A 21,593-nucleotide genomic window follows, 5' to 3' on the forward strand; every position below is an offset into this window, starting at 1 on the left:
CTTCCTCCGTGGCTGCCGGAGCTGCCGGATCCGGCCACGGGCACCTCTCGGCCTCCCCGGCCGTTCACACAACGGCGGCCGGGGACGGTACCGTTCGGTAACGGGCGGCCCGGCCGCCGCCCGACCAGCGTCAGTCGCACGAGACGGAGTGGCACCGGATGCAGCACGCAGTGGGATCTCCGCTGCCGCCGCCCCATCAGCCGGGGCACGGACCGGCCACCGGCTGGACGCCGGCCGCACACCACCCGAGCGCTCCGCCCCCCGGAGCGGCGCCGCACAGAGCGGTGCCTCCCGCGCCCGGTTTCACGGGCGGTCCCGTCCCACCGTCCGCCCCGCACACGCAGGCCGCTCACGCGCCGGGGCAGGCGCCGATGCCGCACGCTCCTGCGGCGCCACACGCGGCACCCCAGCCCCAGCCCCCGCAGCACGGGCCAGGCCCCGTGCCCCCGCCACCGGACACCTCGGGGCAGACGGGGCACATACAACTGCCGCCGGGCGGCCCGGTGGCCATGCCGAGCCCTCCGCCGGGCACGGCACAGACCGACACCGGCGGCACGACACTCGCCGTGCTGCTCATCGGACCCGCGGGCGCGGGTAAGACGAGCGTCGCGAAGTACTGGGCCGAGCACCGCCGTGTGCCCACCGCCCACATCAGCCTCGACGACGTGCGCGAATGGGTGCGCTCGGGCTTCGCCGACCCCCAGTCCGGGTGGAACGACCACTCCGAGGCGCAGTACCGCCTGGCCCGCCGCACCTGCGGCTTCGCCGCGCGGAACTTCCTGGCCAACGGCATCTCGTGCATCCTCGACGACGCGGTCTTCCCCGACCGCCCCGTCGTCGGCCTCGGTGGCTGGAAGCGGCACGTGGGTCCCGGTCTGCTGCCGGTCGTCCTCCTCCCCGGCCTGGAGATCGTCCTGGAGCGGAACGCGGAGCGCAGCGGCAACCGCCGCCTCTCCGACGAGGAAGTGGCCCGCATCCACGGCCGCATGGCGGGTTGGTACGGCTCGGGCCTCCCGATCATCGACAACTCCCAGCTGGACGTCCCCGCCACGGCCCGCGTCCTGGACGACGTCCTGGCCCGCGCGATCACCAGCCCTCCGAAGTGGTAGTCCGGTAGTCCGAACCATCGGTCACAGTTGAGCCACCGAGTCTCCGAACCACCTCACACGTCCGTCACCGGTACTACGGTCATGCCTCCGCAATGAGCGCGAGGGATATGACATGACCCTTCCGTACGGCACACCGCCCACCCCGCCGCCCGCCTCCCGGCCCGCCCCGAAGTGGGCCCGGAAGCGCTACCTCCTGCCCGCCCTCGCCGTCGCCCTGTTCCTCGGCGTCGGCATAGGCGCGGCCGAGGGTGACACGACCGGTGAGAAGAAGACCGGCGCCGCCCCGGCCGCCACCAGTACGGCGACGGTCACCGCGACCGCGACCGTGACGCCGAAGGCAGCCGCCGAACCCACTCCGACTGTCACCGTCCGGTCCACCAAGACGGTCAGGTCGACCGCGACGGTCACGGTGACCTCGGCGGCCGGCTCCGGAGACGGGCGTTCGGGCGACGGCGGCTCGGGCGACGGCGGCTCCGGGTCCGGTGGAGGCGGCTCCGTGTCCTATGCGAACTGCTCCGAGGCCCGGGCCGCCGGTGCCGCCCCCGTCCGTCGGGGCGAACCCGGCTACGGCAGCCACCTGGACCGGGACGGCGACGGGGTCGGCTGCGACAGCTGAGTGGGCGAGGGGCCCGGGGCGGGGGCGCCGCCCGGTCGGACGCGTCTGCCGGGCCGTGTGGTGGCGGCGCTCATAGGCTCGCCCCATGTCAGAGGTGTACGCGGTCCGCAGGGAGCGGGTTCGGGAGCGGTGTGCCGCCGGTGGCGGCGCGGCGGCGTTGGTCTCCCGGCCCGCCAATGTCCGCTATCTCGCCGGTGCGGCGCCCCACGGCGCCGTACTCCTCGTCGGCAGGGACGAGGACGTACTGCTGTGCGGGCGTCCGCCCGGTGAGCAGCAGGGCGAGGGGCGGCCCGACGAAGCACTGAAGGTGCAGGTGCTGCCCGCGCCGGGTGCCGATCCGGCCGTCGCCGGAGCCGGTCTCGCGGCTGCCGCGGGCGTCGGGGCGCTGGCCGTCGAGGAGCACCACCTGACCGTCGCCCGGCACCGGGCACTCGGTTCGGTCGCGCCCCGGCTGCGCCTGACGGATCTCGGCACGGCGGTCGAACAGCTGCGCCTGGTCAAGGACGCCGACGAACTCTCCTGCCTGCGGATCGCCGCCGAGATCGCCGACCAGGCGCTGGGGGAGCTCCTTGAGTCCATCCTCGTGGGGCGCACGGAACGCCATCTGGCGCTGGAGCTGGAGCGGCGGCTCGTCGACCACGGCGCGGACGGCCCCGCGTTCCCGACGTCCGTGGCCACCGGCCCGAATTCCGGGAAGGGTGGCCACCGGCCCTCGGACCGGCGGGTGGAGGAGGGCGACTTCCTCTCCGTCTGCCTGGGGGCGAGCTACCGCGGCTACTGCTGCGAGATCGGGCGTACGTTCGTCATCGGTACGTCGCCCGCCGACTGGCAGATCGAGTTGTACGACCTGGTCTTCGCCGCGCAGCGGGCCGGCCGCGAGGCCCTCGTACCCGGTGCCGCCTGCCGTGATGTGGACCGCGCGGCACGCCACGTACTGGACTCCGCGGGCTATGCGGAGGCCCTTGCTCCGCTGACTGGGCACGGTGTGGGGCTCGAAATCGACGAGGACCCTCAATTGGCGCCCGCGGCCATGGGTAAACTGGACGCTTGCGTGCCGGTCACCGTCGAACCGGGGGTTCACCTCCCTGGCCGGGGTGGTGTCCGGATCGATGACACGCTCGTCGTGCGCCCCGAGGCGGACGGCGGACCCGAGCTACTCACCATCACGACCAAGGAACTGCTCGCGCTCTAGCGCGCGTGCCCGACCGGGGTCGTCCACCAGTCAGTCAGTGCAGGAGATTCCGCAACCGTGGCTTCCACGAACGACCTCAAGAACGGCATGGTGCTCAAGCTCGAAGGCGGCCAGCTCTGGTCCGTCGTCGAGTTCCAGCACGTCAAGCCCGGCAAGGGCCCGGCCTTCGTGCGCACCAAGCTCAAGAACGTGCTCTCCGGCAAGGTCGTCGACAAGACGTTCAACGCCGGCGTCAAGGTCGAGACGGCCACTGTCGACAAGCGCGACATGCAGTTCTCCTACATGGACGGCGAGTACTTCGTCTTCATGGACATGGAGACCTACGACCAGCTGCACATCGACAAGAAGGCCGTCGGTGACGCCGCCAACTTCCTGATCGAGGGCTTCACCGCCACGGTCGCGCAGCACGAGGGCGAGGTGCTCTTCGTCGAGCTGCCGGCCGCCGTCGAGCTCGTCATCCAGGAGACCGAGCCGGGCGTCCAGGGCGACCGCTCCACGGGCGGCACCAAGCCCGCGATCCTGGAGACCGGCCACCAGATCAACGTGCCGCTCTTCATCACCACCGGCGAGAAGATCAAGGTCGACACCCGTACCAGCGACTACCTCGGCCGGGTGAACAGCTAACCGTGGCTGCTCGTAACACGGCCCGCAAGCGCGCCTTCCAGATCCTCTTCGAGGCGGACCAGCGCGGTACGGACGTCCTGACGGTCCTCGCGGACTGGGTACGCCACTCGCGGTCCGACACCCGGCAGCCGCCGGTGAGCGAGTACACGATGGAGCTCGTCGAGGGGTACGCGACGCAGCAGCGCCGCATCGACGAACTCATCTCGCAGTACGCCGTCGGATGGACCCTGGACCGCATGCCGGTCGTCGACCGGAACATCGTGCGGCTCGGCGCCTACGAACTCGTATGGGTCGACGGGACGCCGGACGCCGTGGTGATCGACGAGGCGGTCGAGCTCGCCAAGGAGTTCTCCACGGACGAGTCGCCGTCGTTCATCAACGGTCTGCTGGGACGCTTCAAGGACCTGAAGCCGTCCCTGCGCCGCGACGAGTCGTAAGGCGTCGTCGTACGCCAACCGGAGGGCCCGCAGCAATCCGCTGCGGGCCCTCCGGTTTTCTCTGCGAAAACGCTTCGCGAAAACGCGCCAGGAAAACGCTCCGGGGAAAAGCGCTCCGGAGAAAGCGCTCCGGCGGAACAGAAAACCGCCGGGGTGGCCGCGGCCTTTCGGCTGCGGCCACCCCGGCGGCACGTTTCTGCTGATGTGTCGCGCGGCGGTCAGACCTCTTCGTGGGCGACGGCGCGACGCGCGTCCGCGTCCAGGACGCCCCAGCTGATCAGCTGCTCGGTCAGGACCGAGGGCGACTGGTCGTAGATCACGGCGAGGGTGCGCAGGTCGTCCTGGCGGATCGAGAGCACCTTGCCGTTGTAGTCACCGCGCTGGGACTGGATCGTGGCGGCATACCGCTGGAGCGGGCCCGCCTTCTCCTGCGGGACGTGCGCCAGACGCTCCAGGTCGAGGACGAGCTTCGGCGGCGGCTCGGCGGCACCACCGGGAGCCGTGCCAGGCAGCAGCTCCTGCACCGGGACGCCGTAGAAGTCCGCCAGCTCGGCGAGGCGCTGCACGGTCACGGCACGGTCGCCGCGCTCGTACGACCCCACGACGACCGCCTTCCAGCGTCCCTGGGACTTCTCCTCGACTCCGTGGAGGGAAAGGCCCTGCTGGGTACGGATCGCGCGGAGCTTGGCCCCGAGCTGCTTGGCGTATTCGCTGGACATATAGCTCCCCGGACGCTGCGACATCATGCGGCTCCGCCGCGTGGCTGGTAACTCACTGTGAGGTTACGCAGCGTTACTTGCCTGCGTCAAGCCGAAAGGTCCTTACCGCCCCTTCGGTGGAGGCCGATGACGTGCCGAGTGCCGGGTACTGGTAGCATGACTGGCGCAATTTCGACGTCCTTTAAGGTCCGTCCCGTGAGGCGGAGAAGGAGGTCCGTTTTCATATGGACACGCAGGACACCAAAGACTCCGCTGTCGCCCGGCCCGTGCTCGAAGGGCCCGACATCGCGCGGGTTCTGACCCGCATCGCCCACGAGATCGTCGAGCGCGCCAAGGGCGCCGACGACGTGGTCCTCCTCGGCATTCCCACCCGAGGCGTCTTCCTCGGCCGTCGGCTCGCCGAGAAGCTCGAAGAGATCACCGGCCGCACGATCCCGGTCGGCTCCCTCGACATCACCATGTACCGCGACGACCTGCGCATGCATCCGCCGCGCGCGCTGGCCCGCACCGAGATCCCCGGTGAGGGCATCGACGGCCGCCTGGTCGTCCTCGTCGACGACGTGCTCTTCTCCGGCCGCACCATCCGCGCCGCCCTCGACGCGCTGAACGACATCGGCCGCCCCCGCGCGGTGCAGCTCGCCGTCCTCGTCGACCGCGGCCACCGCGAACTGCCCATCCGTGCCGACTACGTGGGCAAGAACCTCCCCACGTCGCTGCGGGAGACGGTCAAGGTGCAGCTCGCCGAGGAGGACGGCCGCGACGCCGTGCTGCTCGGCGCCAAGCCCGCCTCCGCGTAAGACCGGTTTCCTCCCTCACGGGCCACAGGGGCACACCCCTGTGCGCCCGCGCGCCCGCAGACCTCCACACACCGGAGTACACGCAGATGATGCGACACCTCATCTCGGCCGCCGACCTCTCCCGCGACGACGCCGTCCTCATCCTCGACACGGCCGAGGAGATGGCGCGGGTCGCCGACCGGCCGATCAAGAAACTTCCCGCCCTGCGCGGCCGCACCGTGGTCAACCTCTTCTTCGAGGACTCGACCCGGACCCGGATCTCCTTCGAGGCCGCCGAGAAGCGCCTCTCCGCCGACGTCATCAACTTCGCCGCCAAGGGCTCCAGCGTCTCCAAGGGCGAGTCCCTCAAGGACACCGCGCAGACCCTGGAGGCCATGGGCGTCGACGCCGTCGTCATCCGGCACGGCGCGTCCGGCGCGCCCTACCGCCTGGCCACGTCCGGCTGGATCGACGCCGCCGTCATCAACGCCGGCGACGGCACCCACCAGCACCCCACCCAGGCCCTGCTCGACGCCTTCACCATGCGGCGCCGCCTCGTCGGACCCGACGCGGGCCTCGGCCAGGACCTGGCGGGCAAGCACATCACCATCGTCGGGGACGTCCTGCACAGCCGCGTCGCCCGCTCCAACGTCGACCTGCTGCACACCCTCGGCGCCGAGGTCACCCTCGTCGCCCCGCCCACCCTCGTGCCGGTCGGTGTCGAGCAGTGGCCCTGCGACATCAGTTACGACCTGGACAGCGTGCTGCCGAAGTCCGACGCCGTGATGATGCTGCGCGTGCAGCGCGAACGCATGAACGCCGCGTTCTTCCCCACCGAGCGCGAGTACTCGCGCCGCTACGGCCTGGACGGCGAGCGCATGGCGAAGATGCCCGAGCACGCCATCGTCATGCACCCCGGCCCCATGGTCCGCGGCATGGAGATCACCGCCGAGGTCGCCGACTCCGACCGCTGCACGGTCGTCGAACAGGTCGCCAACGGAGTCTCCATCCGCATGGCCGTCCTCTACCTGCTCCTGGGCGGCAACGAGCCCGCCGTCACCCACACCCGCCCCACCGGTTCCGAGGAGAAGTAAAACCCATGAGCAAGATCCTGATCCGTGGTGCGAAGGTGCTCGGCGGCGAGGCGCAGGACGTCCTGATCGACGGCGAGACCATCGAGGCCGTGGGCACCGGCCTCGCCGCCGAGGGCGCGACCGTCGTCGAGGCCCAGGGCAAGGTGCTGCTCCCCGGCCTCGTCGACCTCCACACCCACCTGCGCGAGCCCGGCCGCGAGGACTCCGAGACCGTCCTGACCGGCACCCGCGCCGCCGCCTCCGGCGGCTACACCGCCGTGTTCGCCATGGCCAACACCTTCCCCGTCGCCGACACCGCCGGCGTCGTCGAGCAGGTCTACCGGCTCGGCAAGGAGTCCGGCTACTGCGACGTGCAGCCCATCGGCGCCGTCACCGTCGGCCTCGAGGGCAAGAAGCTCGCCGAGCTCGGCGCCATGCACGAGTCCGCCGCCGGGGTCACCGTCTTCTCCGACGACGGCAAGTGCGTCGACGACGCCGTGATGATGCGCCGCGCCCTGGAGTACGTGAAGGCCTTCGGCGGCGTCGTCGCGCAGCACGCCCAGGAGCCGCGGCTCACCGAGGGCGCCCAGATGAACGAGGGCGTCGTCTCCGCCGAGCTGGGCCTCGGCGGCTGGCCCGCGGTGGCCGAGGAGTCGATCATCGCCCGGGACGTCCTGCTCGCCGAGCACGTCGGATCCCGCGTCCACATCTGCCACCTGTCGACCGCCGGATCCGTCGAGATCGTCCGCTGGGCCAAGTCGCGCGGCATCGACGTCACCGCCGAGGTCACCCCGCACCACCTCCTCCTCACGGATGAGCTGGTGCGTTCCTACAACCCCGTCTACAAGGTCAACCCGCCGCTGCGCACCGAGCGCGACGTCATGGCGCTCCGCGAGGCCCTCGCCGACGGCACCATCGACATCGTCGCCACCGACCACGCCCCGCACCCGCACGAGGACAAGGACTGCGAGTGGGCCGCGGCCGCCATGGGCATGGTCGGCCTGGAGACCGCGCTCTCCGTCGTCCAGCAGACGATGGTCGAGACCGGCCTGCTGACCTGGGAGGCCGTCGCCGACCGGATGTCCTTCAAGCCCGCGCGGATCGGCCGGGCGACCGGCCACGGACGCCCCGTCTCGGCAGGTGAGCCCGCGAACCTCGTCCTGGTCGACGCGGATTACCGTGGGGCAGTGGACCCCGCGGGCTTCGCCTCGCGCAGCCGCAACACTCCCTACGAGGGCCGTGAGCTGCCGGGCCGCGTCACGCACACGTGGCTCCGGGGTCGGGCCACGCTCGACGACGGGAAGCTCACGTGACATCTCTGGGAACACCTCTTCTGGAACTGGCCGCCGAGAAGGAATCGGCGGAGGTGACCGACTGGGCCGCGCGCCTCGGCTGGGTAGTCGGACTCCTGCTCTTCATCGCGCTCGTCTACTGGCTGATGCGCGAGGGCTGGAAGTGGCGCGGCACGCTCCAGGGCGACCTGCCCGAGCTGCCCGACGCGCCGAGCGACCCGGGTCCGGCCAGACTTGAGCTGAGCGGCCGCTACCACGGCTCGACCACGGCAGGGCAGTGGCTCGACCGCATCGTGGCGCACGGCCTGGGCACCCGCAGCCGCGTCGAGCTGACGCTCACCGACGCGGGCCTGGGCGTCGTACGCCCCGGCGCGACCGACTTCTTCATCCCGGTCGCACAGCTGCGCGAGGCCCGTCTCGACAAGGGCATCGCGGGCAAGGTCCTCACGGAGGGCGGTCTCCTGATCGTCACCTGGGAACACGGCGGGAAGCTGCTCGACTCCGGCTTCCGCTCGGACCACGCGGCCGAGCACACCGAGTGGGTCGAGGCCATCAGCAACATGATCAACACCAGCACTACGGAAGGCACCGCACGATGACGACCTCCACAAGGGAAACCGGCAAGGTTTCCGCCGTACTCGTCCTGGAGGACGGCCGCGTCTTCCGCGGCCGTGCCTACGGCGCCGTGGGGGAGACCTTCGGCGAAGCGGTGTTCTCCACCGGCATGACCGGCTACCAGGAGACCCTGACCGACCCGTCGTACGACCGTCAGATCGTCGTCGCCACCGCCCCCCAGATCGGCAACACGGGCTGGAACGACGAGGACGACGAGTCGGACCGCATCTGGGTCTCCGGGTACGTGGTCCGCGACCCGGCCCGCATCCCCTCCAACTGGCGCTCCGCGCGCTCCCTCGACGACGAGCTGTCGCGGCAGGGCGTCGTCGGCATCTCCGGGATCGACACCCGCGCCCTCACCCGCCACCTGCGCGAGCGCGGCTCCATGCGCTCCGGCATCTTCTCCGGCGAGGCGCTGGCACCGGACGCCGAGCTGGCCGCCCGGGTCCAGGCACAGCCCCAGATGAAGGGTGCGAGCCTGTACGAGGAGGTCGCCACCAAGGAGGCCTACGTCGTCCCGGCCGTCGGTGAGAAGAAGTTCACCGTCGCCGCCATCGACCTCGGCATCAAGGGCATGACCCCGCACCGGATGGCCGAGCGCGGCATCGAGGTGCACGTGCTGCCCGCGACCGCCACCGAGGAGGACGTCTACGCCGTCAGCCCCGACGGAGTCTTCTTCTCCAACGGCCCCGGCGACCCCGCCACCGCCGAAGGCCCGGTCGCGCTGATGACCGCCGTCCTCAAGCGCAAGACGCCGCTCTTCGGCATCTGCTTCGGCAACCAGATCCTCGGCCGCGCCCTCGGCTTCGGCACGTACAAGCTGAAGTACGGCCACCGCGGCATCAACCAGCCGGTGCAGGACCGCACCACCGGCAAGGTCGAGGTCACCGCGCACAACCACGGCTTCGCCGTGGACGCGCCGCTCGACAAGGCAAGCGAGACCCCCTTCGGCCGCGCCGAGGTCTCCCACGTCTGCCTCAACGACAACGTCGTGGAAGGCCTCCAGCTGCTCGACCAGCCGGCCTTCTCCGTCCAGTACCACCCCGAAGCGGCTGCCGGCCCGCACGACGCCGCGTACCTCTTCGACCGCTTCGTTTCCCTGATGGAGGGCCAGCGTGCCTAAGCGCACCGATATCCAGTCCGTCCTGGTCATCGGCTCCGGCCCGATCGTCATCGGCCAGGCCGCGGAGTTCGACTACTCCGGTACCCAGGCGTGCCGCGTCCTCAAGGCCGAGGGCCTGCGCGTCATCCTCGTCAACTCCAACCCGGCGACGATCATGACCGACCCGGAGATCGCCGACGCCACGTACGTCGAGCCGATCACCCCCGAGTTCGTCGAGAAGATCATCGCCAAGGAGCGCCCCGACGCCCTCCTGCCGACGCTGGGCGGCCAGACGGCCCTCAACACGGCCATCTCCATGCACGAGCAGGGCGTCCTGGAGAAGTACGGCGTCGAACTCATCGGCGCCAACGTCGAGGCCATCAACAAGGGCGAGGACCGCGACCTCTTCAAGGGCGTCGTCGAAGAGGTCAAGAAGAAGATCGGGCACGGCGAGTCCGCCCGCTCGTACATCTGCCACTCCATGGACGACGTCCTCAAGGGCGTCGACGAGCTCGGCGGCTACCCCGTCGTCGTCCGCCCCTCCTTCACCATGGGCGGCGCCGGTTCCGGCTTCGCGCACGACGAGGAGGAGCTGCGCCGCATCGCCGGGCAGGGCCTCACCCTCTCGCCGACCACCGAGGTGCTCCTGGAGGAGTCCATCCTCGGCTGGAAGGAGTACGAGCTGGAGCTGATGCGCGACAAGAACGACAACGTCGTGGTCGTCTGCTCCATCGAGAACTTCGACCCGATGGGCGTGCACACCGGCGACTCGATCACCGTCGCCCCGTCGATGACGCTCACCGACCGCGAGTACCAGATCCTGCGCGACGTCGGCATCGCGATCATCCGCGAGGTCGGCGTCGACACCGGCGGCTGCAACATCCAGTTCGCGGTGAACCCCGAGGACGGCCGGGTCATCGTCATCGAGATGAACCCCCGCGTCTCGCGGTCCTCCGCGCTCGCGTCCAAGGCCACCGGCTTCCCGATCGCGAAGATCGCCGCCAAGCTGGCCGTCGGCTACACGCTGGACGAGATCCCGAACGACATCACCGAGAAGACGCCGGCGTCCTTCGAGCCGACCCTCGACTACGTCGTCGTCAAGGCCCCGCGTTTCGCCTTCGAGAAGTTCCCGTCGGCGGACTCCACCCTGACGACCACCATGAAGTCGGTCGGCGAGGCCATGGCCATCGGCCGCAACTTCACCGAGGCCCTGCAGAAGGCGCTCCGCTCGCTGGAGAAGAAGGGCTCGCAGTTCACCTTCGTGGGCGAGCCCGGCGACAAGAAGCAGCTCCTCGAAGAGGCCGTGCGCCCCACCGACGGCCGCATCAACTTCGTCATGCAGGCCATCCGCGCGGGCGCCACCCCCGAGGAGGTCTTCGACGCCACGAAGATCGACCCGTGGTTCGTCGACCAGCTCTTCCTCATCAAGGAGCTTGCCGACGAGCTGGCCGCCGCCGAGCGCCTGGACGCCGACCTGCTGGCCGAGGCCAAGCGGCACGGCTTCTCCGACGCCCAGATCGCCGAGATCCGCGGCCTGCGCGAGGACGTCGTCCGCGAGGTGCGCCAGGCACTCGGCGTACGCCCGGTCTACAAGACGGTCGACACCTGCGCCGCCGAGTTCGCCGCGAAGACGCCGTACTTCTACTCCTCGTACGACGAGGAGAGCGAGGTCGCCCCGCGCGAGAAGCCCGCCGTGATCATCCTCGGCTCGGGCCCGAACCGCATCGGCCAGGGCATCGAGTTCGACTACTCCTGCGTCCACGCCTCCTTCGCGCTCAGCGACGCGGGCTACGAGACCGTGATGGTCAACTGCAACCCGGAGACCGTCTCCACGGACTACGACACCTCCGACCGGCTCTACTTCGAGCCGCTCACCCTGGAGGACGTCCTGGAGATCGTCCACGCCGAGGCGGCGGCCGGGCCGATCGCGGGCGTCATCGTCCAGCTCGGCGGCCAGACCCCGCTGGGCCTTGCCCAGGCACTCAAGGACAACGGCGTGCCGATCGTCGGCACCCCGCCGGAGGCCATCCACGCCGCCGAGGACCGCGGCGCCTTCGGCCGCGTGCTCGCCGAGGCCGGGCTCCCCGCGCCGAAGCACGGCACCGCGACGACGTTCGCGGAGGCGAAGGCCATCGCCGACGAGATCGGCTACCCCGTCCTCGTCCGTCCTTCGTACGTGCTCGGCGGACGCGGCATGGAGATCGTGTACGACGAGACCCGCCTCTCCGCGTACATCGAGGAGTCGACCGAGATCAGCCCCACCCGGCCGGTGCTCGTCGACCGCTTCCTGGACGACGCCATCGAGATCGACGTCGACGCGCTCTACGACGGCGAGGAGCTCTACCTCGGCGGCGTCATGGAGCACATCGAGGAAGCCGGCATCCACTCCGGCGACTCGGCGTGCGCGCTGCCCCCGATCACGCTCGGCGGCTTCGACATCAAGCGCCTGCGCGCCTCCACGGAGGGCATCGCCAAGGGCGTCGGCGTACGCGGCCTGATCAACATCCAGTTCGCGATGGCCGGGGACATCCTCTACGTCCTGGAGGCCAACCCCCGCGCGTCGCGCACCGTCCCCTTCACCTCGAAGGCGACCGCGGTGCCGCTGGCCAAGGCCGCCGCGCGCATCTCGCTCGGCGCGACCGTCGCCGAGCTGCGCGCCGAAGGCATGCTGCCGGCCGTCGGCGACGGCGGCACGCTCCCCATGGACGCGCCGATCTCCGTCAAGGAGGCCGTCATGCCGTGGTCGCGCTTCCGCGACATCCACGGCCGCGGCGTCGACACCGTCCTCGGCCCGGAGATGCGCTCCACGGGCGAAGTCATGGGCATCGACTCGGTGTTCGGCACCGCGTACGCCAAGTCGCAGGCGGGCGCGTACGGCCCGCTGCCGACCAAGGGCCGCGCGTTCATCTCGGTGGCCAACCGCGACAAGCGCTCGATGATCTTCCCGGCGCGTGAACTGGTCGCGCACGGCTTCGAGTTGCTCGCCACGTCCGGCACGGCCGAGGTGCTCAAGCGCAATGGCCTCAACGCCACGGTGGTGCGCAAGCAGTCCGAGGGCGAGGGCCCGAACGGCGAGAAGACCATCGTCCAGCTCATCCACGACGGTGGCGTCGACCTCATCGTCAACACCCCGTACGGCACCGGCGGCCGCCTCGACGGCTACGAGATCCGCACCGCCGCCGTGGCACGCTCCGTGCCGTGCCTGACCACGGTCCAGGCGCTCGCCGCGGCCGTCCAGGGCATCGACGCGCTGGGCCGCGGGGACGTGGGCGTCCGGTCACTCCAGGAACACGCGGAACACCTGACCGCGACCCGCGACTAGCAGCCCACGAGGGGGACACCGGAGACGGTGTCCCCCTTCTGGTGAGAACACCGATCTGGTGAGAACACCGACTTCCGGTGAGGACACCGAGGACCCCTTCATGTACAAGCTGTTCTTCAACCTCGTCTTCAAGCGCATGGACCCGGAGCGGGCCCACCACCTGGCCTTCCGCTGGATCCGCCTCGCGGCCCGCGTTCCCGTGCTGCGCACCTTCGTCGCGGCCGTCCTCGCGCCGCGCCACAAGGAGCTGCGCACCGAGGCCCTCGGGCTGCGGATGCACGGCCCCTTCGGGCTCGCCGCGGGCTTCGACAAGAACGCCGTCGCGATCGACGGCATGTCGATGCTCGGCTTCGACCACATCGAGGTCGGCACGGTCACGGGCGAGCCGCAGCCCGGCAACCCCAAGAAGCGGCTGTTCCGCCTCGTGCAGGACCGCGCGCTGATCAACCGCATGGGCTTCAACAACGAGGGCTCGGCAGCCGTGGCGGCCCGTCTGGCGGCCCGCACGGCGGTCTTCAAGACCGTCGTGGGCGTGAACATCGGCAAGACCAAGGTCGTCCCCGAGGAGGAGGCCGCCGCCGACTACGTGAAGTCGACCGAGCGGCTCGCCCGCCACGCCGACTACCTCGTGGTGAATGTCTCCTCGCCCAACACCCCGGGCCTGCGCAACCTCCAGGCCACCGAGTCGCTGCGGCCCCTCCTGACCGCCGTCCGCGAGGCCGCGGACCGCAGCGTCGAGGGCCGCCGCGTCCCGCTGCTCGTCAAGATCGCGCCGGATCTGGCTGACGAGGACATCGACGCGGTCGCCGACCTCGCCGTCGAGCTCGGCCTGGACGGCATCATCGCCACGAACACCACCATCGCGCGCGAGAGCCTCGGTCTGAAATCCGAACCCGCCCTCTACGGAGAGACCGGCGGCCTCTCGGGCGCGCCGCTGAAGGAGCGCTCCCTGGAGGTCCTGCGCCGCCTCTACGCGCGCGTGGGCGACCGGATCACGCTCGTCGGCGTCGGCGGCATCGAGACCGCCGAGGACGCCTGGCAGCGCATCCTCGCGGGCGCCACCCTGGTCCAGGGCTACAGCGCCTTCATCTACGAAGGGCCCTTCTGGGGCCGCGCGATCCACAAGGGCCTCGCCGCACGCCTGCGGACGAGCCCGTACGCCACCCTCGCCGACGCCGTCGGCGCCGATGTGAGGAAGCCCGAGGTCACCGCATGAGCCCCCTGGAGCCCTTCGGCACGCGCCTGCGCCACGCCATGGACGAGCGCGGCCCCCTGTGCGTCGGCATCGACCCGCACGCCTCCCTGCTGACCGCGTGGGGCCTGAACGACGACATCGCGGGCCTGGAGCGGTTCACGCGGACCGTCGTGGAGGCGCTGGCCGGGACCGTCGCCGTCTTCAAGCCGCAGAGCGCGTTCTTCGAGCGCTTCGGCTCGCGCGGCATCGCCGTCCTGGAGAAGGCGGTCGAGGAGCTGCGGGCGGCCGGTGCCCTGGTCGTCATGGACGCCAAGCGCGGCGACATCGGCTCGACCATGGCCGCGTACGCCGAGACCTTCCTGCGCAAGGACTCGCCGCTCTTCAGCGACGCGCTCACGGTCTCGCCCTACCTCGGGTACGGCTCCCTGAAGCCGGCCGTCGACCTCGCCCGCGAGAACGGCGCCGGGCTCTTCGTGCTAGCCCTCACCTCCAACCCGGAGGGCGCCGAGGTGCAGCACGCGGTGCGCGAGGACGGGCGGACCGTCGCGGCCACCGTCCTCGGGCACCTCGCCGCGGAGAACGCCGGCCAGACGCCCCTGGGGTCCTTCGGGGCGGTCGTCGGGGCGACGCTGGGCGACCTGTCGTCGTACGACCTCGGGATCAACGGTCCGCTGCTCGCCCCCGGCATCGGGGCGCAGGGCGCGACCCCGGCCGATCTTCCCGGCGTCTTCGGCGCCGCCGTGCGCAACGTCGTGCCGAACGTCAGCAGGGGTGTGCTGCGGCACGGACCCGATGTCACGGCCCTGCGCGACTCCGCGGAGCGCTTCGCGGACGAGATCAGGGCGGCGGTCGGAGCGGCCTGAGAGCGACCGCCGGCTCAAAACCGGGGAGAAATGCCCGATATGTACGGCTCGGCGCAGGCTGACCAGGACTTTTCGTCTGTTCTCGCTGACTCCAGCGGCCATGGCCGCTAGTCTCCGACGAGAGCGAACGGGCAAGCGCGTTGCACGTTGCTCACCAGGTGTGGGGCGACTAGGTTCCTCACCGGTCCGTATCCGACAGTTCGACATCCGAGGTGACGTAGGCGTGGCTCTTCCGCCCCTTACCCCTGAACAGCGCGCAGCCGCGCTCGAAAAGGCCGCCGCGGCTCGCCGGGAGCGGGCCGAGGTCAAGAATCGACTCAAGCACTCCGGTGCTTCTCTCCACGAGGTCATCAAGCAGGGCCAGGAGAACGATGTCATCGGCAAGATGAAGGTCTCCGCCCTCCTGGAGTCCCTGCCTGGCGTGGGCAAGGTCCGCGCCAAGCAGATCATGGAGCGTCTTGGCATCTCCGAGAGCCGCCGTGTGCGCGGTCTCGGCTCCAACCAGATCGCGTCGCTCGAGCGAGAGTTCGGTGGCGGTGCCGCGGGCTGATGTTCTCAGGCACTCCTGAGAACCTGGATAATCGCTGCATGGCTGCAACATCCCGGGGGACGACCCCCGCGCCCCCGGACGTACGTCCGCGGCTGACCGTGCTCTCCGGCCCCTCCGGGGTCGGCAAGAGCACGGTCGTCGCTCATATGCGCAAAGAACACCCCGAGGTCTGGCTCTCGGTCTCCGCCACCACCCGCAAGCCGCGGCCCGGTGAGAAGCACGGTGTCCAGTACTTCTTCGTCTCCGACGACGAGATGGACAAGTTCATCGCCAACGGCGAGCTCCTGGAGTGGGCCGAATTCGCGGGCAACCGCTACGGCACGCCCCGGCACGCCGTGCTCGAACGCCTGGAGGCGGGCGAGCCCGTCCTCCTGGAGATCGACCTGCAGGGCGCGCGCCTGGTGCGCGAATCGATGCCCGAGGCACAGCTGGTCTTCCTCGCCCCGCCGAGCTGGGACGAGCTGGTCCGCCGGCTCACCGGTCGGGGGACCGAGGCGCCCGAGGTGATCGAGCGCAGGCTCGCCGCCGCCAAGGTGGAGCTGGCCGCGGAGGCCGAGTTCGATACGACCCTGGTCAACACCTCAGTCGAGGACGTGGCTCGTGAGCTGCTAGCCTTGATGAAGGTTCTTTGATCTTTACCCCTGTCTTGACCCTTCTGGTCTTGACCCCATCGGAAGGCGAAGAGTGTCCTCTTCCATCACCGCGCCCGAGGGCATCATCAACCCGCCGATTGATGAGCTGCTCGAAGCCACCGACTCGAAGTACAGCCTCGTGATCTACGCCGCCAAGCGCGCGCGTCAGATCAACGCGTACTACTCGCAGCTCGGTGAGGGCCTCCTGGAGTACGTCGGCCCCCTCGTGGACACGCACGTCCACGAGAAGCCGCTCTCGATCGCGCTCCGCGAGATCAACGCGGGTCTGCTGACGTCCGAGGCCATCGAGGGCCCGGCTCAGTAAGCGGTCCCACCTTCAGGTTCGTTCTTTCACCACAGGCCCGGCAGCACGGCTGCCGGGCCTGTGGTGTGTCATGGAGTCGTACGCATCCGAACGTCGTACGCACCGAGCGCGGGGAGACAGAGGCCGTGGCCGAGAAGCCGAAGGTAGTCCTGGGGGTCAGCGGTGGCATCGCCGCCTACAAGGCGTGCGAGCTGCTGCGGCGGCTGACCGAGTCGGGCCATGACGTGCGCGTCGTGCCGACCGCGTCGGCGCTGCACTTCGTCGGCGCCGCGACCTGGTCCGCGCTGTCCGGCAACCCCGTCTCGACCGAGGTCTGGTCCGACGTCCACGAGGTGCCGCACGTCCGCATCGGGCAGCACGCCGACCTCGTGATCGTCGCGCCCGCCACCGCCGACATGCTCGCCAAGGCGGCCCACGGTCTCGCCGACGACCTGCTCACCAACACGCTCCTCACCGCCCGCTGTCCGGTGATCTTCGCCCCGGCCATGCACACGGAGATGTGGGAGCACCCGGCCACCCAGGAGAACGTGGCCACGCTCCGCCGCCGCGGCGCGCTGGTCGTCGAGCCCGCCGTCGGGCGTCTCACCGGCGTCGACACCGGCAAGGGCCGCTTCCCCGACCCCGTCGAGCTCTTCGAGGTCGTACGCCGCGTCCTCGCCAGGGGCGACCTGGCCCAGGACCTCGCGGGCCGCCACGTCGTCGTGAGCGCCGGCGGCACCCGCGAACCCCTCGACCCGGTCCGCTTCCTCGGCAACCGCTCCTCGGGCAAGCAGGGCTACGCGCTCGCCCGCAGCGCGGCGGCGCGCGGCGCCCGCGTCACCCTCGTCGCGGCCAACGCGGCGCTGCCCGACCCGGCCGGCGTGGACGTCGTGCCGGTCGGCACGGCGGTGCAGCTGCGCGAGGCCGTCCTGAAGGCCGCGCCCGACGCCGATGCCGTCGTGATGGCGGCCGCCGTGGCCGACTTCCGCCCCGAGACGTACGCGACCGGGAAGATCAAGAAGAAGGACGGCCAGGAACCTGCGCCGATCGCCCTGGTCCGCAACCCCGACGTCCTCGCGGAGATCGCGGGGGACAGGCCCCGTCCCGGCCAGGTGATCGTCGGCTTCGCCGCGGAGACCGACGACGTCCTGGCCAACGGCCGCGCCAAGCTCGCACGCAAGGGCTGCGACCTGCTGGTCGTCAACGAGGTCGGCGAGCGCAAGACCTTCGGCGCCGAGGAGAACGAAGCCGTCGTGCTCGGCGCCGACGGCAGCGAGACGCCGGTGCCCCACGGCCCCAAGGAGGCCCTCGCGGACACGGTCTGGGACCTGGTCGCGGAGCGGCTGCGGTGACAGCCGTGGCCATTCCCGTTTCGCCTCTTGGCGGAACTTGGCCACATTCTGGCGCCTCTCTTGACGAGGTCTGCGCAGGCAGGGCTCAATGTCACCTTCGCCCCATCGGGCGCCTCAAACCCGGGGAAAACGGGCGCGAGACCGCCTGGAGGAGGACGATCGTCGTACCGCGCAAGACAGTGCCGCAGGTCACAGGCCTCCCAAGTGGCGAGACATGTGGACCGGCGGCCGAGTGTGACCGATAAACTGGTCTCGGACGACGCCGGGCGCAGCCCCCGGCCGTCCACCCATGATCAGCCAGCAGCCGCTGCAACCACAGGGAGCGATGTGTCCCGGCGCCTCTTCACCTCGGAGTCTGTGACCGAGGGTCACCCCGACAAGATCGCTGACCAGATCAGCGACACCATTCTCGACGCGCTTCTGCGGGAGGACCCCACCTCCCGCGTCGCCGTGGAGACGCTGATCACCACCGGCCTCGTCCACGTGGCCGGCGAGGTCACGACGAAGGCGTACGCGCCGATCGCGCAGCTCGTGCGCGACAAGATCCTCGAGATCGGCTACGACTCCTCGAAGAAGGGCTTCGACGGCGCCTCCTGTGGCGTCTCGGTGTCCATCGGCTCACAGTCCCCCGACATCGCGCAGGGCGTCGACACGGCGTACGAGAAGCGTGTCGAGGGCGATGAGGACGAGCTCGACAAGCAGGGCGCGGGCGACCAGGGCCTGATGTTCGGGTACGCCTGCGACGAGACCCCGGAGCTCATGCCGCTCCCGATCCACCTCGCGCACCGTCTCTCGCGCCGCCTCTCCGAGGTGCGCAAGAACGGGACAATTCCCTACCTGCGCCCCGACGGCAAGACCCAGGTCACCATCGAGTACGACGGCGACAAGGCCGTCCGCCTCGACACGGTCGTGGTCTCCTCGCAGCACGCGAGCGACATCGACCTGGACTCGCTCCTAGCTCCCGACATCCGGGAGTTCGTGGTCGAGCCCGAGCTGAAGGCCCTCCTCGAGGACGGCATCAAGCTGGAGACCGAGGGCTACCGCCTGCTGGTCAACCCCACCGGACGCTTCGAGATCGGCGGCCCGATGGGCGACGCCGGCCTGACCGGCCGCAAGATCATCATCGACACGTACGGCGGCATGGCCCGCCACGGCGGCGGCGCCTTCTCCGGCAAGGACCCGTCCAAGGTGGACCGCTCCGCGGCGTACGCGATGCGCTGGGTCGCCAAGAACGTCGTCGCGGCCGGCCTCGCGGCCCGCTGCGAGGTCCAGGTCGCGTACGCCATCGGCAAGGCCGAGCCGGTCGGTCTCTTCGTCGAGACCTTCGGCACGGCCACGGTCGACACGGACAAGATCGAGACGGCCATCGGCGAGGTCTTCGACCTGCGTCCGGCCGCGATCATCCGCGACCTCGACCTGCTCCGCCCGATCTACTCGCAGACCGCCGCGTACGGCCACTTCGGCCGGGCGATCCCCGACTTCACGTGGGAGCGCACGGACCGCGTGGACGCGCTGCGGAAGGCGGCGGGGCTCTAGTCCCGGCTCTTCCAGGCTCGGCGAGGCCCGGTACCCCTGCGGGGGTGCCGGGCCTCGGCGTTTTCCGGGCGTGTCAGTGGGGTCTGGTAGGAATGCAGCTGTGAGCAGGGAGAACGAAGGGTCCGGGGTGGGGGGAGACGAGGAGCCGGAGCAGCTTGCGCTCATTCGGGAGTCGGTGCGCAAGGCCAAGGTGCCGCGGGCCAAGCCGCGGACGTGGCGGGGGGCCGCGCTGGCCAAGGAGCTGCCGGTGGCGCGGGTGCTCGTCGACAAGGGCGTGCTGCACCTCGACCGGTACTTCGACTACGCCGTGCCCGAGGAACTCGACGCCGAGGCGCAGCCCGGGGTCCGGGTCCGGGTCCGGTTCGGCGCCGGGTCGCGGAACGTGCGGGACGGGCGGCGCGAGGGCGGCGGGCTGATCGACGGGTTCATCGTCGAGCGGTGCGCCGAGACCGATTACACGGGACCGCTGGCCGCCCTGGCGCAGGTCGTGTCGCCCGAGCCCGTGCTCTCGCCCGAGCTGCTCGAGCTGGCCCGGGCCGTCGCCGACCGGTACGCGGGCAGCCTCGCCGACGTGCTGCAGCTGGCGGTTCCGCCGCGGCACGCGCGGGCCGAGTCACGGGTGTCGCCCGAGCCCCCGGCTCCGCCGGCCGCGCCCGACGCGGGGAGCTGGCGGAGGTACGGGCACGGGCCCGAATTCCTGCGGGCACTGGCCACAGGCGGCGCCCCGCGTGCCGTGTGGACCGCTCTGCCGGGGCCGCAGTGGGCCGAGGAGATCGCCCGCGCCGTGCAGGCCACACTTGCCTCGGGGCGCGGCGCGCTCGTCGTCGTACCGACCGGGCGGCCCGCCGCGCGCGTGGACGCCGCGCTCACCGGACTGCTCGGTGCGGGGCAGCACGCGCTGCTGACCGCGGACGCCGGGCAGGAGCGGCGGTATCAGGAGTGGCTCTCCGTGCGGCGCGGGGCCGTGCGCGCCGTCGTCGGCACCCGGGCCGCCATGTTCGCGCCGGTCCGGGATCTGGGCCTGGTCGTCGTCTGGGACGACGGGGACTCCAGCCACAGCGACGACCGCGCGCCCTTCCCGCATGTGCGGGAAGTCCTGGAGCTCCGGGCCACGCGGGACAAGTGCGGCTTCCTGCTGGGGAGTTGGAGCTGCACGGTGGAGGCGGCGCAGCTCGTCGAGAGCGGGTGGGCCGCGCCGCTGGTCGCCGACCGCGAGCAGGTGCGGGGGGCTGCCCCGCTCGTGCGGACCGTGGGCGACGGTGACCTGGCGCGGGACGAGGCGGCGCGGGCCGCGCGGCTGCCGTCGCTGGCGTGGCAGGTCGCGCGGGAGGGACTGAAGCACGGCCCCGTCCTCGTGCAGGTGCCGCGCCGCGGCTATGTGCCGAGGCTCGCCTGCGAGCGGTGCCGCGAGCCCGCGCGCTGCCGGCGGTGCGCCGGGCCGCTGGAGGCGCAGGAGAGCGGGGCCGCCCTGCGGTGCGGCTGGTGCGGGGTGGAGGAGGCCGCCTGGCACTGCGAGGCCTGCGGCGCCTTCCGGCTGCGGGCGCAGGTCGTCGGGGCGCGCCGGACCGCCGAGGAGCTGGGGCGGGCGTTCCCCGCGGTGCCGGTGCGGACGTCGGGCCGGGAGCAGGTTCTCGACACGGTGCCGGACACGCCGGCGCTCGTGGTCAGTACGCCGGGGGCGGAGCCCATCGCCGAGGGCGGTTACGCGGCCGCGCTGCTGCTCGACGGGTGGGCGATGCTGGGGCGGCCCGACCTGCGGGCGGGTGAGGACGCGCTGCGCCGGTGGATCGGGGCCTCTTCGCTCGTCCGGCCGCAGGGCGCGGGCGGCACGGTGGTGGTGGTCGCCGAGCCGACGCTGCGGCCCGTGCAGGCGCTGGTGCGGTGGGATCCCGTGGGGCACGCGGTGCGGGAGCTCGCCGAGCGGGCCGAGCTCGGGTTTCCGCCGGTGTCGCGGATGGCGGCGGTGTCGGGACCGCCCGAGGCGCTCGCGGAGTTCCTGTCCGCCGCGGAACTGCCGCGGGACGCGGTGGTGTTGGGGCCTGTTCCGATGTGGGACGGGGGGCCCGCCGCCGGTGCCGGGGGTTCGCGGCGGGGTGCGGGTGTGCCCGCCGGAGAGGCGTGGGAGCGGGTGCTGATCCGGGTGCCGCCGGGCAGCGGTGCCGCTCTCGCCGCCTCCTTGAAGGTGGCGCAGGCCGCGCGGATGGCCCGGGGCGCCAAGGGCGCTCGGGAGGCGGGGGGCGAGGCGGTTCGGGTCCGGGTGGATCCGCTGGACATCGGCTGAGTA

At 71.2% G+C, this 21,593-nt stretch carries 20 protein-coding genes; 19 read left to right on the forward strand and 1 reads right to left on the reverse strand.

Annotated elements, in window-relative coordinates; all coding sequences use genetic code 11:
• The first annotated feature begins 158 nt into the window (after positions 1-158).
• The 5 genes from ACZ7LU_RS27740 (at position 159) to nusB (ending at position 3,978) form a co-directional block, all read left to right on the forward strand.
• Entirely contained in the window at positions 159-1,109 is a 951-nt protein-coding gene (locus tag ACZ7LU_RS27740; protein ID WP_471918302.1) for a Pro-rich N-terminal domain-containing protein, read from the forward strand.
• 112 nt (positions 1,110-1,221) lie between these two features.
• On the forward strand, positions 1,222-1,725 hold the full coding sequence (locus ACZ7LU_RS27745) for an excalibur calcium-binding domain-containing protein (protein WP_471918303.1): 504 nt from the start codon (positions 1,222-1,224) through the stop codon (positions 1,723-1,725).
• 85 nt (positions 1,726-1,810) lie between these two features.
• Positions 1,811-2,917, forward strand: coding sequence for a M24 family metallopeptidase (locus tag ACZ7LU_RS27750; RefSeq protein WP_398312151.1), 1,107 nt, complete (start codon positions 1,811-1,813; stop codon positions 2,915-2,917).
• Positions 2,918-2,974: 57 nt separating this feature from the next.
• Positions 2,975-3,541, forward strand: coding sequence for an elongation factor P (gene efp / locus ACZ7LU_RS27755; protein WP_345647318.1), 567 nt, complete (start codon positions 2,975-2,977; stop codon positions 3,539-3,541).
• Positions 3,542-3,543: 2 nt separating this feature from the next.
• Entirely contained in the window at positions 3,544-3,978 is a 435-nt protein-coding gene (nusB, locus tag ACZ7LU_RS27760; protein ID WP_398312155.1) for a transcription antitermination factor NusB, read from the forward strand.
• A 218-nt stretch (positions 3,979-4,196) separates the two neighbouring features.
• Here the strand turns inward: nusB and bldD are convergent, their stop codons facing one another.
• The gene (gene bldD, locus ACZ7LU_RS27765) at positions 4,197-4,697 is read right to left on the reverse strand and encodes a transcriptional regulator BldD (protein ID WP_030787240.1); all 501 of its coding nucleotides are present in this window, start codon (positions 4,695-4,697) and stop codon (positions 4,197-4,199) included.
• A 224-nt stretch (positions 4,698-4,921) separates the two neighbouring features.
• On the opposite strand from bldD, the gene pyrR reads away from it, so the two are divergent.
• The 14 genes from pyrR to ACZ7LU_RS27835 all read left to right on the forward strand — a co-directional run bounded on the left by pyrR (position 4,922) and on the right by ACZ7LU_RS27835 (position 21,590).
• The gene (gene pyrR, locus ACZ7LU_RS27770) at positions 4,922-5,494 is read left to right on the forward strand and encodes a bifunctional pyr operon transcriptional regulator/uracil phosphoribosyltransferase PyrR (protein ID WP_362994752.1); all 573 of its coding nucleotides are present in this window, start codon (positions 4,922-4,924) and stop codon (positions 5,492-5,494) included.
• A gap of 86 nt (positions 5,495-5,580) precedes the next feature.
• Positions 5,581-6,567, forward strand: a complete 987-nt coding sequence (locus ACZ7LU_RS27775) for an aspartate carbamoyltransferase catalytic subunit (RefSeq protein ID WP_398312162.1) — start codon at positions 5,581-5,583, stop codon at positions 6,565-6,567.
• A gap of 5 nt (positions 6,568-6,572) precedes the next feature.
• Complete coding sequence (locus ACZ7LU_RS27780; protein ID WP_471918304.1) at positions 6,573-7,859, forward strand: dihydroorotase; 1,287 nt, start codon at positions 6,573-6,575, stop codon at positions 7,857-7,859.
• Positions 7,860-7,864: 5 nt separating this feature from the next.
• The gene (locus ACZ7LU_RS27785; protein WP_471918370.1) at positions 7,865-8,437 is read left to right on the forward strand and encodes a PH-like domain-containing protein; all 573 of its coding nucleotides are present in this window, start codon (positions 7,865-7,867) and stop codon (positions 8,435-8,437) included.
• The gene (gene carA / locus ACZ7LU_RS27790; RefSeq protein WP_468092856.1) at positions 8,434-9,576 is read left to right on the forward strand and encodes a glutamine-hydrolyzing carbamoyl-phosphate synthase small subunit; all 1,143 of its coding nucleotides are present in this window, start codon (positions 8,434-8,436) and stop codon (positions 9,574-9,576) included. Before ACZ7LU_RS27785 ends, carA begins: the two co-directional genes overlap by 4 nt.
• Positions 9,569-12,877, forward strand: coding sequence for a carbamoyl-phosphate synthase large subunit (carB, locus tag ACZ7LU_RS27795; protein WP_398312171.1), 3,309 nt, complete (start codon positions 9,569-9,571; stop codon positions 12,875-12,877). The genes carA and carB overlap by 8 nt, the downstream gene beginning before the upstream one ends.
• A 100-nt stretch (positions 12,878-12,977) precedes the next feature.
• Positions 12,978-14,093, forward strand: a complete 1,116-nt coding sequence (locus ACZ7LU_RS27800) for a quinone-dependent dihydroorotate dehydrogenase (protein WP_471918371.1) — start codon at positions 12,978-12,980, stop codon at positions 14,091-14,093.
• Positions 14,090-14,935, forward strand: a complete 846-nt coding sequence (gene pyrF / locus ACZ7LU_RS27805; RefSeq protein ID WP_471918305.1) for an orotidine-5'-phosphate decarboxylase — start codon at positions 14,090-14,092, stop codon at positions 14,933-14,935. The genes ACZ7LU_RS27800 and pyrF overlap by 4 nt, the downstream gene beginning before the upstream one ends.
• Before the next feature lie 223 nt (positions 14,936-15,158).
• A complete protein-coding gene (locus tag ACZ7LU_RS27810) occupies positions 15,159-15,485 on the forward strand; it encodes an integration host factor (RefSeq protein ID WP_055564204.1) in 327 nt (108 codons plus the stop codon).
• Between the two features lie 38 nt (positions 15,486-15,523).
• Positions 15,524-16,117, forward strand: a complete 594-nt coding sequence (gmk, locus tag ACZ7LU_RS27815) for a guanylate kinase (RefSeq protein WP_471918306.1) — start codon at positions 15,524-15,526, stop codon at positions 16,115-16,117.
• Positions 16,118-16,169: 52 nt separating this feature from the next.
• Positions 16,170-16,442: a DNA-directed RNA polymerase subunit omega gene (gene rpoZ, locus ACZ7LU_RS27820; protein ID WP_005319902.1), complete on the forward strand. Its 273-nt coding sequence runs from the start codon at positions 16,170-16,172 to the stop codon at positions 16,440-16,442.
• A gap of 125 nt (positions 16,443-16,567) precedes the next feature.
• On the forward strand, positions 16,568-17,773 hold the full coding sequence (gene coaBC, locus ACZ7LU_RS27825; protein WP_398312184.1) for a bifunctional phosphopantothenoylcysteine decarboxylase/phosphopantothenate--cysteine ligase CoaBC: 1,206 nt from the start codon (positions 16,568-16,570) through the stop codon (positions 17,771-17,773).
• Positions 17,774-18,100: 327 nt separating this feature from the next.
• The gene (gene metK / locus ACZ7LU_RS27830) at positions 18,101-19,309 is read left to right on the forward strand and encodes a methionine adenosyltransferase (protein WP_223773522.1); all 1,209 of its coding nucleotides are present in this window, start codon (positions 18,101-18,103) and stop codon (positions 19,307-19,309) included.
• 100 nt (positions 19,310-19,409) lie between these two features.
• Positions 19,410-21,590, forward strand: a complete 2,181-nt coding sequence (locus ACZ7LU_RS27835) for a primosomal protein N' (protein WP_471918307.1) — start codon at positions 19,410-19,412, stop codon at positions 21,588-21,590.
• The last annotated feature ends 3 nt before the right edge of the window (positions 21,591-21,593 follow it).

The sequence above is a fragment of the Streptomyces sp. NPDC039462 genome, from assembly GCF_055639375.1.